Raw genomic sequence first — 14,780 nt, forward strand, 5'->3', positions numbered from 1 at the left:
CCCGTTCAGTAGCAGTGACGCGTCTGCGGTGCGGCGGAGACCGCACGGTTGAGGTCGACGACAGCAGCGCCCGACGTCCCCGCGGGGATGCGCACCTCGACCGCTGGGACGCGGCCGTACGTCGTGAAGACCCAGTCGCCCGTCACGGGCTCCTCGACGACGATCCAGTCGACGCTCGCACCCGTCGCGTCGACGATCGCCTGGCACTGCGTGGTCGTCGGCCCGGGAGGCTCCACACCGCACCGCAACGTCACGGCCGACGCGGTCGTGCCCCACGCCGCGGCGGCCTGGGCGGACGCCGTGATCTTCGGGAGCGCGCCGAGCGTGTCGGGCACCGCGAGCACGATCGACGCGCACACGGGATCCGTCGCGTGCGGGCCGGCCGTGAGCGAGATCGCCGGTGTGCAGGCTGCGAGCGGAAGGGCGAGCGCCCCCGCGGCGACGACAGCGCGCAGCGTGCGGGCACGGCGCGCACGGGAGGCGCCCGCAGCCGAGGGGTGGGACGCGAAGGGGACGACGAGGGGCACGGCACCACGCTACCCGTCCCGCACGGTTAGGTTGGGCGCGTGACTTCTCAGATGGTGCCCTCGCCGCTGCCCGACACCCCGGAGCTTGTCGGGGACCTCTCCGAGTCCGCGCTCCTCGCTCGCTTCGTCCCGCTCCTCACAGCTCCCGCCGCGATGCTCGTGGGGCCGGGGGACGACTGCGCGGTTCTTGCGGCTCCGGACGCGCGCGTCGTCGTGAGCACGGACGTCCTTGTCGAGGACGTCCACTTCCGCCGTGAGTGGTCGAGCGCGCAGGACGTCGGAAGGCGTGCGGCGGCCCAGAACCTGGCCGACGCCGCCGCGATCGGCGCTGTGCCCACGGGCCTGGTCGTCTCGCTCGTCCTCCCACGGGCGCTCCCCGTGGCGTGGGTCGAGGACCTGGCCCGCGGGCTCGACGACGGGTGCCGAGAGTGGGGCGCGGGCGTCGTCGGCGGGGACCTGGCGAGCGGGGCTCAGGTCGTCATCGCGGTCACTGTCCTGGGTGATCTTGAGGGGCGTGCGCCCGTGCTGCGCTCGGGGGCGCGGCCGGGGGACGTCGTCGCGCACGCGGGCGTACGCGGACGGTCCGCGGCGGGCCTTGCGCTGCTCTCGCGCCAAGGCGCGCAGGGGGGAGCCGTCGCGGAGGATCCCGGGCCGGTCGGTGCAACGGTTCTCGCGGCCTTCCGCGCACCCAGCCCGCCGGTCGCGGCGGGGCGTGCCGCTGCGATCGCGGGGGCGACGGCCATGCTCGACGTCTCGGACGGGCTCGTGCGCGACGCGGGGCGCCTCGCAGAAGCGAGTGGAGTGCGGCTCGCGCTCGAGGACCCGGTTGACGTGTTTGCCGACGAGCTCGCCCTGCTCGCGCCGATCGCGCGGGCGCTCGACGTGGAGGCCGCGACCTGGGTGCTCACGGGAGGGGAGGACCACGGGATGCTTGCGACGTTCCCGCCCGACGTCGACCTGCCGGAAGGCTTCAGGGTGATCGGTCGGGTCGAAGCCCGTGAGGTCGACTCGGCGGGCGCCGATGTTCGGCAGAACGGCCGGACGAGCAGCAGCGCGGCGGTGACGGTCGCGGGCCGCACGGTCTCAGCCGGTGGCGGATGGGATCACTTCGCACCCGGGCGCGACTGAGCCGACGCCTCGTCGGTGCCTCGGACGTTCACGCGCACCGGTGACAGCGACGTCAGCTGCCAGCGCGGACGTAGCGCACCTCGGTGAGGTGGGTTCCACCGAAGTCCTCGAGCCGCTCGACGCCGTCGGGTGCGAGGCCGTGACGGCGGTAGAAGTGGCGTGCACGCTCGTTGTCGGCGAAGACCCACAGCGAGAGTCTGACACCCGCGGGGACTTCGGCGAGGAGGGTACGCATGAGCTCGCGCGCAGCGCCCGTGCCCCAGGACTCGGGGGAGAGGTAGATCGCGTAGAGCTCGCGGTCACCGTCCTCGGCGTCCTCGTCGCGGGACGGGCCCAGCGTGGCGAAGCCGATCGCACGTCCTGCGGCCTCGGCGACCCATGTGTGGACCTCGGGGTTGGTGAGGTGCGACTGCCAGCCTTGTTCGCGAGCGTCGATATCGAGGGTGGCGAGGACCTCGTCCGGGACGATGCCCGCGTAGGCGCCGCGCCACGACGCGACATGGACGTGCGCCACCGCTGGCGCGTCGTCGAGGGTCGCGGTTCGGATCGTCAGTGCGTTCGTCTCCTCCACCATGTGTCAAGACTGCCACTGGAACAGTCATGGGTCTACCGCACGGCGGCAAAGTCGACGCCCCGTTCACCACGCGGTGGTGCGTTGTCCGTCAAACTTCGACGTCATCCGTCTGTGCGCACACGCACAAGAGCCCGCATCCGTGAGGGATGCGGGCTCTCTAGGTGCCGAGGATCAGGCGGGGCGCTGAACCTTGCCGGCCTTGAGGCATGAGGTGCACACGTTCACGCGCTTGGGCGTGCCGTTGACGATCGCACGGATACGCTGGATGTTCGGGTTCCAGCGGCGCTTGGTGCGCACGTGCGAGTGCGAGATGGAGTGCCCGAAGCTCGGACCCTTGGCGCAGACGTCGCAGTTGGCGGCCACTGTCTCTCCTGAAATAGTCGATCGTGCGTGCCGCGCGAACGCGGCCGAGTCTGAAGTCGAGGTGGACCAGGACATGACCCCCTCACAGACGTGAGGTGCGTGGGCCGGTGTCGATCACACCACCGAGCCCGGGTCGTCCCGGGCAACCTGAACAGCGTACCTGATCGCTGGCGTCAGGCCCAAACACGAACGCCGACACGTCCTGTGGCGTGCGTCTCGCCGGTTGTCGGTGCCGCCGCGTACCGTGGACGCGACCTGACCGACGCACCCGCCGCACCGAAGGTCACGTGAGCATCGTGGCACGTGACGCCGCCCGCCCCGAGCACCGAGGAGAACGCCCCGTGGATCCACGCTTCACCGCCGAGGTGGTCCGGGGCTGGGCTGAACGTGCGGTCGGTGCCCTCGAGCGCGCGCGCGAGCAGATCGACGCCGCGAACGTCTTTCCCGTGGCGGACTCGGACACGGGAACGAACATGCTCCTCACCCTCGTCGCTGCGCGTCGTGCGATCGACGACGGCGAGGAGGACACGGCGGGTGCCCTCGCCGACCTCGCGCGCGGGGCGCTCCTCGCGGCGCGCGGCAACTCCGGGATCATCCTCTCGGAGTTCCTCCGCGGGCTTGCGGTCGGCGTCGACGAACGGCGGTCCAGGCCGGCGCAGCCCGGTGCGGCTGGTCGCCGGGACGACGAGGGCTCGGTGCTCGCGGCTGCGCTGGGGGCGGGAGCGCACGCGGCGCGTGCCGCGGTGGCGCGACCGGCTCCCGGAACGATCCTCACGGCCGCTGATGCCGCAGCCGAGGCCGCCGCGGGCACGGCCCGCGCGGGTGCGGACGTCGTCGAGGTCATGCACGCGGCCGTCGCGGGCGCGCGGCTGGCGGTCCTCGGCTCTCCCGACGAGCTCGACATCCTCGCCCGCCACGGCGTCCTCGACGCGGGGGCCTTCGGGTTCACGCTCGTGCTCGCGGCCCTGCACGACGCTCTGACCGTGCCCGACGCCCCGTCGCCGCTCGCCGCCATGACCGGCCCGGCCACGGAGTGCTCGACCCACGCGTTCCCCGTCGACCTTCCCGTCGACCTGGCCGCGTCCGGAGGGGCGCGGCGGCACAGCGAGCCGCACCCCGGACACGGCGTAGCCGCGGGGGAGCCCGACGGCGCGTTCGAGGTCATGTACGTCGTCGAGGCCGACGCGGACGGAGGCGACATCGCCGACGGCCTGCGCGCACGGCTGCGGGCCGTCGGCGAGTCCGTCGTCGTCGTCGGAGGCGAGGGCGTCTGGCAGGCACACGTCCACACCGACGCTCCCGCCGAGGCGCTCGCCGCGGCCGACGGCGCAGGCCTGCGTCAGGTGTGCGTGCGCTCGCTCGTCGTGCCCCCCGGCCCCGTCGGCGTCGTCGCAGGTGTGCGCAGCCCCGGGCTGCTCGCCGACGCGGCGAGCACGGGTGCCGTCGTCCTCGCCCGCACCGACCGGCCGTGGACGCCGTCGGAGCTCGTCCGCGTCCTTGAGGACACGGGGCGCGCCCACGTCGTCACCGTCCTCCGGTCGGACTCGGTCGCGACGCTGCGCCGGACGCTCCACCGCATGCCGTCGGTCACGGTCGAGGCGATCGTCGTGCCCGACGACCTTCACGTCGTCGCGGCCCTCACGGCGCGCGAGGAGTCTCTCGGGCGCAACGGTGACGAGGCTCGTGCGCTCGAGGCCATGCGCGCGGCCATCGCGGCGCTGCGCTGGTGCAGCCTCGACGTCCGCACGGAGTCGGTTCCCGACGCTCTCGCGAGCCTGGGGACCCCGGACGGGGCCGGGCTCGCCATGGTGCTCGCGGGCGGCGCCGTTCCTGCTGCAGCCCTCGCCGAGTGCCGGAGCCTGCTCGACGACGCGTTCGGCTGCGAGGTCGTCGAGCTCCCCTCGGGACGCGACGACGCCGTGCTCCGAGTGGGGCTCCTGTGAGCGACCTCGCAGTTCCCGCCGACGCATCAGGCCTCGACGCGCCCCTCGAACGAGTGCTGGGCGCACCGACAGCCAAGGGCCTCGCGACGCTCGGCCTCGCAACCGTCGGCGACCTGCTGCGGCACTACCCGCGTCGCTACGTCGAGCCAGGGGAGCGCACAGAGATCGGCGACCTCGAGGTCGGTGCGCACGTCACGGTCGTCGCCCAGGTGGAGCGGGCCACGGTCCGCACCATGCGGGCGAGGTCGGGCGCGATCCTCAACGTCGTCGTCACCGACGGCACCGACCGCCTCGACCTGTCGTTCTTCGCGCGGCACGCGGGCGCGCTGCGCACGCACGAGGCGCGGCTCGTGCCGGGCCGGCTCGCGCAGTTCTCCGGAACCGTGAGCGAGTACCGCGGCACCCTGCAGCTCACCCACCCGGACTACGAGGTGATCGACGACCCCGAGGGCCTCGACACCATGCCGCCGACCCCGATCTACCCGGCGACCGCACAGATGCCGTCGTGGAAGACCTCACGTGCGGTGCGCGCGGTCCTGCCCGCGCTCGACGATGATCTGCCCGAGCCCGCGCCTCTCGAGATGCGCGCACGCAGGGGGCTCATGTCGCTGCCCGACGCGATCCGAGCGGTCCACACGCCCGCAACCGTCGCCGACGCCTACCGGGCGCACCGCACGCTTCGTTTCGAGGAAGCGCTCGTCCTGCAGACCGAGCTCGCCCGGCGCCGTCACGCGGCGCTCGTGCAGTCCGCTGTGCCACGGCCCCGCACCGAGGGTCCCTCGCTTCTCGCTGACCTCGACACGCGACTGCCGTTCGACCTCACCGCGGGCCAGGCGGCGGTCGGCGAAGAGATCGCGGCGGACCTCGCCCGCGCCCACCCGATGCAACGGCTCCTGCAGGGCGACGTCGGGTCCGGAAAGACCCTCGTCGCGCTGCGCGCCATGCTCCAGGTCGTCGACGCAGGCGGGCAGGCCGTGCTCCTCGCGCCGACGGAGGTGCTCGCGCAGCAGCACCACCGCACCCTCACGGCGCTGCTCGGCCCGCTCGCCGAGCCCGTGCTGCTCGGCGGTGACGAGCGAGCGACGCGCGTCGCGCTCCTCACGGGATCGCTCGGCGCCGCCGCGACCCGTGGCGCCCTGCTCGACGCGGCGAGCGGTCGCGCAGGCATCATCGTCGGGACCCACGCCCTGCTCTCCGACCGCGTGCAGTTCGCCGATCTCGGCCTCGTCGTCGTCGACGAGCAACATCGCTTCGGTGTCGAGCAGCGTGACGCGCTGCGCACGCGCGGCGACGACGTCCCGCACATGCTCGTCATGACCGCGACCCCCATCCCGCGCACCGTCGCGATGACCGTCTTCGGCGACCTCGAGGTCTCGACCCTCACGGACATGCCCGTCGGGCGCGCCGGTGTCTCGACGCACGTCGTCTGGGCCGATCGCCCCGCGTGGGTGCAGCGCGTGTGGCAGCGCGTCCGCGAACACGTGGATGCCGGTGAGCGCGTCTTCGTCGTGTGCCCCCGGATCACGGGCGACGACGCGTCGGCCGACGGTGCCGACCTCTTCGACGACCTTGCCGCGCAGCTCGACGCCGAGGCAGGAGCAGGTGGCGCTGGCCCCGGCGCCCGTGCTCCCGGGACGACCGCGCCGCCCGCGCGCCGCGCGGTCGAGGACGTCGTGCGCGAGCTCGAGTCCATGCCCGAGCTCGGCGGCGCCGCGATCGGCTCGCTGCACGGTCGCATGGCCTCCGAGGACCGCGACCGCGCCATGGCCGCGTTCCTCGAGGGCCGCACGCAGATCCTCGTCTCGACGACCGTCATCGAGGTCGGGGTCGACGTCCCACTCGCGACCGTCATCGTCATCCTCGATGCCGACGTCTTCGGGATCTCCCAGCTTCACCAGCTCCGCGGCCGCGTCGGCCGTGGCGTCCTGCCCGGGACCTGCTTCCTCGTCACGCACGCAGCCGACGGTTCGGACGCTGCCGAACGACTCACGCACCTCGCCGGAACGACCGACGGCTTCGAGCTCGCCCTGCTCGACCTCTCGGTGCGCCGCGAGGGTGACGTGCTCGGTGCGGCGCAGTCGGGCGGCGCCAGCTCGCTCCGCCTCCTGCGCGTCGTCAAGGACGCCGACCTCATCGCCGAGGCTCGCACCGAGGCGACGGAGCTCGTCGCGTCCGACCCGACGCTCTCGGCCTACCCCGCGCTCGCCGCCGCCGTCGAAGCGCGGCTGCGCGGCATCGAGACGGCGTTCCTCGACCGCGGCTGAGCACGAGGGGGTCGCGTCGGCACGCGCGGTGGCGTCGTCGCCCACGACCGTCGTCCGTCGCCCGCCCAGTCTCGGTGGACCGGCTGGGCCGCACCACGTCGCTACGCTGGTGCGGTGACGAGAATCGTGGCCGGACGCGCCGGTGGACGCAGCCTCAAGGTCCCGCCCAAGGGGACCCGTCCCACGAGCGACCGCGTGCGCGAGGCGATGTTCTCGCGCCTCGAGCACTACGGCGTCGTCGACGGCGCACGCGTGCTCGACCTCTTCGCGGGCTCGGGCGCGCTCGGGCTCGAGGCAGCGAGCCGCGGCGCGGTTGCCGTCGTCCTCGTCGACGCCGCGCGCCAGGCCGCCGAGATCTGCCGCGCCAACGCGGCGGCCACTGGTCTGGCCGACCGCGTCACGGTCGTCGTCGACCGCGCCGAGCGCGTCGTCGCGAACCTTCCCGTGCACCCGTGGGACCTCGTCTTCATGGACCCGCCCTACGACGTGCCCGACGCAACCGTCGACGCGGTGCTCGAGGCGCTCGCGCTCGACGGAGCGCTCGCGGCCGGGGCCGTCGTCGTCGTCGAGCGGTCGCGCCGTACCTCCCCGCCGACGTGGCCCGCGGGGTGGAGCGAGATCGCGCACAAGGACTACGGCGAGACGAGCGTCTGGTACGGCGGCCCTGACGCCGAGGACGCACCCGCCTGATCTTCGTACGCATGGACTAGCGTGGAGACGTGACCATCGCAGTCTGCCCGGGTTCGTTCGACCCCTTCACGCTCGGACACCTCGACGTCGTCCGCCGCGCTCGACGCCTCGTCCCCGAGGTCATCGTCGGCGTTGCCCGCAACTCCTCGAAGGCGACGCTCCTCACGCTCGACGAACGCCTCGAGGTCGCACGCGCGGCGGTTTCCGGCCTCGACGGCGTTCGGGTCGAGGCCGTGCCCGGCCTGCTCGTCGACTTCTGCCGTGAGCACGGCGCGACCGCTGTCATCAAGGGGCTGCGCGGCGGAGCGGACTACGACGCCGAGGTCCCCATGGCGCTCATGAACCGTCACCTCGCGGGCGTCGAGACCGTCTTCGTCGTGGGCGACGGGGCGCTCGCGCACGTCGCGTCGTCGCTCGTCAAGGACGTCGCGCGCTACGGCGGGCAGATCGACGACCTGGTTCCGCCGGGCGTCGGCGACATCGTCCGTGAGGCGCTCGCACGCCATGCACGCGCGGCTGCGCCGGCCGCCCCACCCCGTCCTGACCGCCCAGCCGAGGAGCCTCGATGACCGAGCACCACAACCCCATCGACGCCGAGCCGCCGACCCTGCCCGCCCTCGTCGACGAGCTCGACGCGCTCGTCACGCACGCGCGCGCCATGCCGATGTCAGCATCGGTTCTCGTCAACCGGGCCGACGCGCTCGCGCTCGTCGACGACCTGCGTGCGGCCATGCCTGCGCAGCTGGACCGGGCCGACGAGGTCCTCTCGGACGCCGACCGGGTGCTCGCAGAGGCCGAGGAGCAGTCCGAACGCGTCATCGCGACGGCGCGGACGCGGGCGGCGCAGCTCGTCGCCGAGGAGCAGGTCGTCGTGCAGGCGCGTGCGGAGGCCGCACGGATCGTCGAGGATGCGCACGCGCAGGCAGACGCGTTGCGACGTGACGCTGACGACTACTGCGACCGGCGTCTGGCAGAGTTCGAGATCGACCTCGGCAAGCTCGTCCAGCAGGTTCAGGCGGGCCGGGCGAAGCTGGCTGACCGTCTTGATGACGGTGCGTCGTCCACGAGCGACTAACATCGGAGGACCGCCGCGCCGATCCAGCGCGTGGCACGGAGAACAGCAGGCACCGACCGTGGACCACCGCACTCCCGACCCTCGCGACCCGTTTGTCCTTGACGTGAACGATCTGGGTCGTTCGCCGGGCTCGATGCGGACGTTCGAGTCGACGCTCGAAGCTCCGGCAGGGTTCGGAACCGACATCGTCACGGTGCCCCAGGGGTCGTCCGTCCACCTCGACCTGCGCCTCGAGTCGGTCATGGAAGGCGTCTACGTCTCCGGACTCGTCACGGCAGACGCGATCGGCGAGTGCGCACGGTGCCTCACCGAGCTCGAGATCGACGTCGACGTCGACGTCGCCGAGCTCTTCGTCTACCCCGAGCGTGCGGCCGCGGCCGCCGAGGAGCAGGACGAGGAGGAGAGCCCCGACGAGGTCTACCTCGTTGTCGACGAGCTCATCGACCTTGAGCCGCCGCTGCGCGACGCCATCGTCATGTCGCTGCCCTTCTCGCCCCTGTGCCGGCCGGGCTGCAAGGGCCTGTGCTCGGAGTGCGGTGCGGACCTCAACGAGCCCGAGAACGCTGAGCACGCCCACGAGATCCTCGACCCCCGGTGGAAGGCCCTCACCTCCCTCTCCGGCGGTGATGCCGACGCCGCCGCAGACGGAGGCTCGCGATGAGCGCCGCGGAGATCGCCGTCGTGCCCGCTGAGCTTCTCGACAGGCTCGGGGTCGACGTGGATCCCGAGCTGCTCGTCCTCGCGCTCACCCACCGCAGCTTCGCTCACGAGGCGGGCGGCATTCCGACGAACGAGCGGCTCGAGTTCCTCGGCGACTCCGTGCTCGGCCTCGTCGTCACCGAGTCGCTCTTCCGGCGTCACAGCACGCAGCCCGAGGGCGAGCTCGCGAAGATGCGGTCGGCGACCGTGTCGCAGCGCGCGCTCGCTGAGGTTGCGCGCGCCCTCGACCTCGGCGGGTACATCCTGCTCGGCAAGGGTGAGCGGCGCACGGGTGGCCGCGAGAAGGACTCGATCCTCTCCGACACGGTCGAGGCGATCATCGGCGCGGTCTACCTCACGCACGGTCTCGAGCGCACGAGGCGCTTCGTCCATTCGCTCGTCGACCCGCTCCTCGACGCGGCCGCCGGGCTGGGCGCGGGCCTCGACTGGAAGACCAGCCTTCAGGAGGCCTCGGCCGAGGCGGGCCTGGGAGCGCCCCGCTACGAGTCGGAGTTCGAGGGTCCCGACCATGCACGCGTGTTCACCTCGCGTGTCGTCCTTGCTGGCGTCGTGCGTGGTTCGGGCCGGGGCACCGCGAAGAAGCACGCCGAGCAGATCGCTGCCGAAGAGGCCTACCGCTGGATCGAGTCGCAGCGCCCCGACGACGCGCCTGAGCCCGTCGCGGGTGCCTGAGCTCCCCGAGGTCGAGACGGTCCGTGACGGTCTTGACCGTCACGTCGTCGGCTTCGCGGTCGCCCGCGCGGAGGTGTTCGCGCACCAGAGCGTGCGCCGCCACGACGGCGGCGGCCTCGACCTCGTCGGGCGGCTCGCGGGCCTGAGCCTTGCGGCTGCGGTGAGGCGGGGCAAGTTCCTGTGGCTCCCGCTGTCCGACGCGCACGGCCCGACGGGTGAGGCGCTCCTCGCCCACCTGGGCATGTCGGGTCAGCTGCTCGTCGCCGACGAGCCCCCCGAGCGCCGGCACCTGCGCGCCCGGCTCACCCTGCGCGCGGGCGACACCGAGCGTGTGCTCGACTTCGTCGACCAACGGATGTTCGGCTACCTCGCCGTGACCGAGCTCGTCCCGACGCCCGACGGCCTCCCCGGCGGTCGGGGATCGCCTGCTCCGCTCGTCCCCGCACCCGTCGCGCACGTCGCACGTGACCTGCTCGACCCAGCCGTCGATGTGCGCGGCCTCGCGCGGGCCGCGCGCGTGCGCCGCACGGCGATCAAGCGGCTGCTGCTCGACCAGGCCTTCGTCTCAGGCGTCGGCAACATCTACGCCGACGAGGCTCTGTGGCGTGCGCGCGTCCACTACGCCTCGCCAGCGTCCGCCGTGAGCGAGGCGCGGCTCGTCGACCTGTTCACCGCGGCGCGCGACGTCATGACCGAAGCGCTCGCGGTGGGTGGCACGAGCTTCGACGCGCTCTACGTCAACGTCAACGGCGAGTCGGGGTACTTCGCGCGCGGCCTGGCCGCGTACGGACGGGAGGGGGAGCCGTGCGCACGGTGTGGCACGCCGTTACGACGGGAGGCCTTCACCAACCGGTCCTCGTTCTTCTGCCCTCGTTGCCAGCGCAGGCGTTCCCCGAGCAGCGCGCAGCCCAGGCGCGCGCGGGATACGTCGTGAACACGCTGGGTCGCTGGGTACGATGGTCCTATGCGAGCGACGAACTCCACTGACGGCTCCGGTGAGCCCATCACCGTCATGATCGTCGACGACCACGAGGTCGTCCGCCGCGGCATCGCCGAGGTCGTCGACAGGTCTGACGGCCTGAGCGTCGTCGCCGAGGCCGGGTCGGTCGCTGAGGGCGAGCGCCGCGCGGCTCTCGTGCGCCCCCAGGTGATCCTCGTCGACCTGCAGCTTCCCGATGGCACGGGCATCGACCTCATCACGAAGCTGCGCGCGAGCGGTTCCGAGGCGCGCGCGATCATCCTCACGTCGTTCGACGACGACCGCGCGCTCGCTGAGGCCCTCGAGGCCGGCGCAGCCGCCTACCTGCTCAAGAGCGTGCGCGGCGCGGAGATCTCCGACGTCATCCACGCCGTGGCCGCCGGGCGCGTGCTCCTCGACGAGCGCACCGTGACCCGCCGTCGCGCCGAGCACGAGGACCCGACCGCGGACCTCACGCCGTCCGAGCTGCGCGTCGTCGACCTCATCGGTGAGGGTCTCTCGAACCGCGAGATCGCCGAGCGGCTCTCGGTTGCCGAGAAGACGGTGAAGAACCACATCACGTCGCTCCTCGCGAAGATGAGCCTGCAGCGTCGCACGCAGGTCGCCGCCTGGGCGGCTGGTCGCAAGAACCGCGAGTGGGCGGCGACGGACAAGCACTAATGATCGACGTCGCCGGGCTTCGCTCAACCGTTGCGGAGCTCATGCCCCGCGCTCTCGCCGAGCTCGCAGAGCTCGTCGCCATCCCGTCCGTCGCTGACTCCGCGCTCGTCCCGCACGAGCGTCTCGTCGAGGCTGCCGAGCTCACGCGCGACCTCTTCACCGAGGCGGGCGTGCCCTGCACGCTCGTTGCGACGCCCGACGGGACCGACGCGGTGATCGGGCATCTTCCCGGCCCTGAGGGCGCGCCCACGGTTCTGCTCTACGCCCACTACGACGTTCAGCCTCCGCTCGACGACGCCGCATGGACGACCCCGCCGTTCGAGCTCACGGAGCGCGACGGCCGCCTGTACGGTCGCGGCTCGGCCGACTGCAAGGGCAACATCGTCGCCCACCTCACGGCCCTGCGCGCACTGCGCGACTGGTCGGCGAGCACGGGTCGCCCGCTCCCCGTCGGCATCCGCGTCGTCGTCGAAGGCTCCGAGGAGCAGGGCACGGGCGGCCTCGAGCACTACCTCCTAGCCCACCCTGGCGACCACCCGGCCGACGTCATCCTCGTCGCCGACGCCGGCAACGTCGCCGCCGGCCAGCCGACCCTCACGGTGTCGTTGCGCGGCACGGCGGACGTCGAGGTCGAGATCCGCACGCTCGCCGGGCCCCTCCACTCAGGCGCTTACGGCGGGGCCGCACCCGATCCCGTCGCGGCGCTCGTCGCGCTTCTCGCGACCCTGCGCGACGGCGACGGTGTCGTCACGGTCGACGGCCTGGACGCGTCGGGCACGTGGGACGGTGCGCCCTACGACACCGCAACCTTCCGGTCCGACGCCGCGATCCTCGACGGCGTCGAGATCACCGGAACAGGGACGGTGGCCGATGCCCTGTGGGCGCGCCCCGCGCTCACGATCACAGGCATCGACGTACCCAGCGTCGCGAACGCGGTCAACGCGGTCCAGGCCTCGGCGCGTGCGCGCCTCAACCTGCGGGTGCCCCCGGGCATGGACCCGGCCACCGTCCAGGATCTTCTCGTCGCACACCTCGAGCGGCACGTGCCGTGGGGGGCGCACCTGAGCGTCGTCCGCGACGTGCCCGGGGCGCCTTTCCTCGCGCGCACCGACGGGCACGGCTTTGCCGTCCTCTCGCAGGCGCTTGCCGACGCCTACGGGACCGAGGCGACCGTGACGAGCGGGCAGGGCGGTTCGATTCCGTTGTGCACGGTGCTCCAGCAGGTCAACCCTGGCGCAGAGATCGTGCTCATGGGCTGCGAAGAGCCCGCAAGCCTCATCCATGCGCCCAACGAGTCGGTCGACCCCGCTGAGATCGAGGCGCTCGCCCTCGGCGAAGCGCTCTTCCTCCTCCGTCTGACAGCCTGACGCCGACGGGCGGGCGTCCGGCGCAGCGGCTCCGCTCGCCGTGGCGGGAGTCACGTGTGACGACTCTCATACGCGCCCCAGCTCCGACGATCGTGACGGACGTGCCGGTGTTCGCCGGACACCCGTTTCGCCCCGAGGAGCACGAACCTGCATGGCAGCCACCGTCCTTCCCACCCAGGCCTCCTCCCCGTCCGCGTCCCCGGCGGCTTCGTCCCGCGAGGCGCGAGGTCGCGCGCGACGACGTGCGACCGTGCGGGCTCGGCTCTTCGGGATCGCCTGGCTCGGCGCCGCAGGCGCCATCATCGTGGGCGGTCTCGCGATCGTGCTCATGTCCCAGCTCGCGGCCGCGGCGAGTGCGATCAACTCCGACAACGTCACCCTGAGCCAGCCACTCGAGGAGCTCTACGACGAGCAGTACGAGAGCAGAGTGTTTCTCGCTGAGACTGCTGCTGCCTCAACCGTGACGGAGAAGGAGCGGTGGCATGCCGAGCTCGTCGCGAACGAGGTCGAGGTCGCTGACGTCACCCAACGCTTCGGTGACGCCTACGTCGCAGCAGGAGGCGGGTCGTGGGATGCCGTCGTCGACGCCCGTGCGGCATTCGTCGACGCCCGCGACGGCGTCGTCCTGCCCGCCGCGCTCGAGATTGGGTCAAGCGAGTACACCACCGTCCGTTCCGGGACGTTCGAGCCTCTCCTCAACGCCTACCTCGACGCGCTCGACGTCGTCTGGGAGGACGTCAACGGCGGCATGGCCGAGACGGCGGCGAAGGCCGACAGGCTGGCGATGACCACGACGTGGGCTGTGGCCGGCATCGTCGGCGGCGTCGTGCTCCTCCTGCTCGTCCTGACAGGCGCCATCGTCCGCAAGATCCTGCGGGCCGTCGCAGCCCTCCAGCGATCGATCGACGCCATGGCTGAGGGCGACCTCACGGTTGCGGCCGAGGTCGTCTCCGACGACGAGCTCGGCGCGACCTCCACGCACCTCAACGTCGCACGGACCTCCCTCATCGACATCCTCTCCGGCGTCAACGCCACGACGGGCACGGTGGCGATCGCCGCGAACGAGCTCGGCACCGCGGGGACCCACGTCGTGCGCGGAGCCGACGACATGTCGACGCAGGCCGCATCCGTGGCCGCTGCTGCCGAGCAGGTGTCGGCCAACGTCGCGACGACGGCTGCCGGAGCCGACGAGATGGGCGCGTCCATCCGCGAGATTGCGCGCAACGCCGCGCAGGCTGCGTCGGTTGCGGCGCAGGCGACCGAGGTCGCCGGCGCGACCCGGGAGACCGTCACCAGGCTCGGCGCGTCGAGCCGCGAGATCAGCACGGTCGTGCGCTCGATCACCTCGATCGCCGAGCAGACCAACCTCCTCGCGCTCAACGCCACGATCGAGGCCGCCCGGGCCGGTGAGGCGGGCAAGGGCTTCGCGGTCGTCGCCGGTGAGGTGAAGGAGCTCGCGCAGGAGACCGCGCGTGCGACGGAGGACATCGTTCACCGCGTCGAGGCGATCCAGTCCGACACGGACGACGCGGTCGCGGCCATCACCCAGATCGTCGAGATCGTGGGCAGCATCAACGACTTCCAGGCGACCATCGCCTCGGCCGTCGAGGAGCAGACCGCGACGACGAGTGAGATGAGCCGCTCGGTCGCCGAGGCTGCGGCGGGCGTGACCGAGATCGCGAGCAGCATCACGGCAGTCGCCGGGGCGGCAGCGGAGTCGAGCAGCACCGTCACCGGGATGGGCACATCCACCGTCGAGCTCGCGCGCCTCGCGACCGACCTGAAGTCGAGGCTCGAGCAGTTCTCGTTCTGAGCCCC

The 14,780-nt window shown here is 72.4% G+C and carries 15 protein-coding genes; 12 read left to right on the forward strand and 3 right to left on the reverse strand.

Going from position 1 to position 14,780, the window contains the following annotated elements:
• Positions 1-5: 5 nt before the first annotated feature.
• Entirely contained in the window at positions 6-527 is a 522-nt protein-coding gene (locus ACTVCO_RS10440) for a DUF3515 family protein (RefSeq protein ID WP_443728367.1), read from the reverse strand.
• A gap of 51 nt (positions 528-578) precedes the next feature.
• On the opposite strand from ACTVCO_RS10440, the gene ACTVCO_RS10445 reads away from it, so the two are divergent.
• Positions 579-1,655, forward strand: a complete 1,077-nt coding sequence (locus tag ACTVCO_RS10445) for a thiamine-phosphate kinase (protein ID WP_443728475.1) — start codon at positions 579-581, stop codon at positions 1,653-1,655.
• 52 nt (positions 1,656-1,707) lie between these two features.
• Here ACTVCO_RS10445 and ACTVCO_RS10450 read toward each other — a convergent pair whose 3' ends face one another.
• Positions 1,708-2,229 carry a GNAT family N-acetyltransferase gene (locus ACTVCO_RS10450; protein ID WP_443728368.1) on the reverse strand — a complete coding sequence of 174 codons (522 nt, stop codon included), beginning with the start codon at positions 2,227-2,229 and terminating at the stop codon, positions 1,708-1,710.
• Positions 2,230-2,400: 171 nt separating this feature from the next.
• The gene (rpmB, locus tag ACTVCO_RS10455; protein ID WP_102507850.1) at positions 2,401-2,592 is read right to left on the reverse strand and encodes a 50S ribosomal protein L28; all 192 of its coding nucleotides are present in this window, start codon (positions 2,590-2,592) and stop codon (positions 2,401-2,403) included.
• Positions 2,593-2,933: 341 nt separating this feature from the next.
• Between rpmB and ACTVCO_RS10460 the strand changes: the two genes are divergently transcribed.
• The 11 genes from ACTVCO_RS10460 to ACTVCO_RS10510 all read left to right on the forward strand — a co-directional run bounded on the left by ACTVCO_RS10460 (position 2,934) and on the right by ACTVCO_RS10510 (position 14,775).
• Entirely contained in the window at positions 2,934-4,535 is a 1,602-nt protein-coding gene (locus tag ACTVCO_RS10460) for a DAK2 domain-containing protein (RefSeq protein ID WP_443728369.1), read from the forward strand.
• Entirely contained in the window at positions 4,532-6,799 is a 2,268-nt protein-coding gene (locus tag ACTVCO_RS10465) for an ATP-dependent DNA helicase RecG (RefSeq protein ID WP_443728370.1), read from the forward strand. The genes ACTVCO_RS10460 and ACTVCO_RS10465 overlap by 4 nt, the downstream gene beginning before the upstream one ends.
• Before the next feature lie 114 nt (positions 6,800-6,913).
• Entirely contained in the window at positions 6,914-7,489 is a 576-nt protein-coding gene (gene rsmD / locus ACTVCO_RS10470; RefSeq protein ID WP_443728371.1) for a 16S rRNA (guanine(966)-N(2))-methyltransferase RsmD, read from the forward strand.
• Positions 7,490-7,518: 29 nt separating this feature from the next.
• Positions 7,519-8,058 carry a pantetheine-phosphate adenylyltransferase gene (gene coaD / locus ACTVCO_RS10475; protein WP_443728372.1) on the forward strand — a complete coding sequence of 180 codons (540 nt, stop codon included), beginning with the start codon at positions 7,519-7,521 and terminating at the stop codon, positions 8,056-8,058.
• Positions 8,055-8,564 (forward strand): ATP synthase F0 subunit B, encoded by a 510-nt coding sequence (locus ACTVCO_RS10480; protein WP_443728373.1) that lies wholly within the window; start codon positions 8,055-8,057, stop codon positions 8,562-8,564. The genes coaD and ACTVCO_RS10480 overlap by 4 nt, the downstream gene beginning before the upstream one ends.
• Before the next feature lie 58 nt (positions 8,565-8,622).
• On the forward strand, positions 8,623-9,225 hold the full coding sequence (locus tag ACTVCO_RS10485; RefSeq protein ID WP_443728374.1) for a YceD family protein: 603 nt from the start codon (positions 8,623-8,625) through the stop codon (positions 9,223-9,225).
• The gene (gene rnc, locus ACTVCO_RS10490; protein ID WP_443728375.1) at positions 9,222-9,956 is read left to right on the forward strand and encodes a ribonuclease III; all 735 of its coding nucleotides are present in this window, start codon (positions 9,222-9,224) and stop codon (positions 9,954-9,956) included. The genes ACTVCO_RS10485 and rnc overlap by 4 nt, the downstream gene beginning before the upstream one ends.
• Positions 9,949-10,890, forward strand: a complete 942-nt coding sequence (mutM, locus tag ACTVCO_RS10495) for a bifunctional DNA-formamidopyrimidine glycosylase/DNA-(apurinic or apyrimidinic site) lyase (RefSeq protein ID WP_443728376.1) — start codon at positions 9,949-9,951, stop codon at positions 10,888-10,890. The genes rnc and mutM overlap by 8 nt, the downstream gene beginning before the upstream one ends.
• A gap of 30 nt (positions 10,891-10,920) precedes the next feature.
• Positions 10,921-11,595 (forward strand): response regulator, encoded by a 675-nt coding sequence (locus ACTVCO_RS10500; protein WP_443728377.1) that lies wholly within the window; start codon positions 10,921-10,923, stop codon positions 11,593-11,595.
• Positions 11,595-12,962, forward strand: a complete 1,368-nt coding sequence (locus ACTVCO_RS10505; RefSeq protein ID WP_443728378.1) for a dipeptidase — start codon at positions 11,595-11,597, stop codon at positions 12,960-12,962. The genes ACTVCO_RS10500 and ACTVCO_RS10505 overlap by 1 nt, the downstream gene beginning before the upstream one ends.
• A gap of 151 nt (positions 12,963-13,113) precedes the next feature.
• Positions 13,114-14,775 (forward strand): methyl-accepting chemotaxis protein, encoded by a 1,662-nt coding sequence (locus ACTVCO_RS10510; RefSeq protein WP_443728379.1) that lies wholly within the window; start codon positions 13,114-13,116, stop codon positions 14,773-14,775.
• The last annotated feature ends 5 nt before the right edge of the window (positions 14,776-14,780 follow it).

It is taken from the genome of Sanguibacter sp. A247, from assembly GCF_052324925.1.
In the GTDB taxonomy this organism is placed as follows: domain Bacteria; phylum Actinomycetota; class Actinomycetes; order Actinomycetales; family Cellulomonadaceae; genus Flavimobilis.

Excerpts from the sequence above, each read along its gene's own strand:
- ACTVCO_RS10445 (WP_443728475.1), top strand. The coding sequence starts at position 579 with ATGGTGCCCTCGCCGCTGCCCGACACCCCGGAGCTTGTCGGGGACCTC.
- ACTVCO_RS10450 (WP_443728368.1), bottom strand. The coding sequence starts at position 2,229 with ATGGTGGAGGAGACGAACGCACTGACGATCCGAACCGCGACCCTCGAC.
- ACTVCO_RS10480 (WP_443728373.1), top strand. The coding sequence starts at position 8,055 with ATGACCGAGCACCACAACCCCATCGACGCCGAGCCGCCGACCCTGCCC.
- rnc (WP_443728375.1), top strand. The coding sequence starts at position 9,222 with ATGAGCGCCGCGGAGATCGCCGTCGTGCCCGCTGAGCTTCTCGACAGG.
- ACTVCO_RS10500 (WP_443728377.1), top strand. The coding sequence starts at position 10,921 with ATGCGAGCGACGAACTCCACTGACGGCTCCGGTGAGCCCATCACCGTC.
- ACTVCO_RS10505 (WP_443728378.1), top strand. The coding sequence starts at position 11,595 with ATGATCGACGTCGCCGGGCTTCGCTCAACCGTTGCGGAGCTCATGCCC.
- ACTVCO_RS10510 (WP_443728379.1), top strand. The coding sequence starts at position 13,114 with ATGGCAGCCACCGTCCTTCCCACCCAGGCCTCCTCCCCGTCCGCGTCC.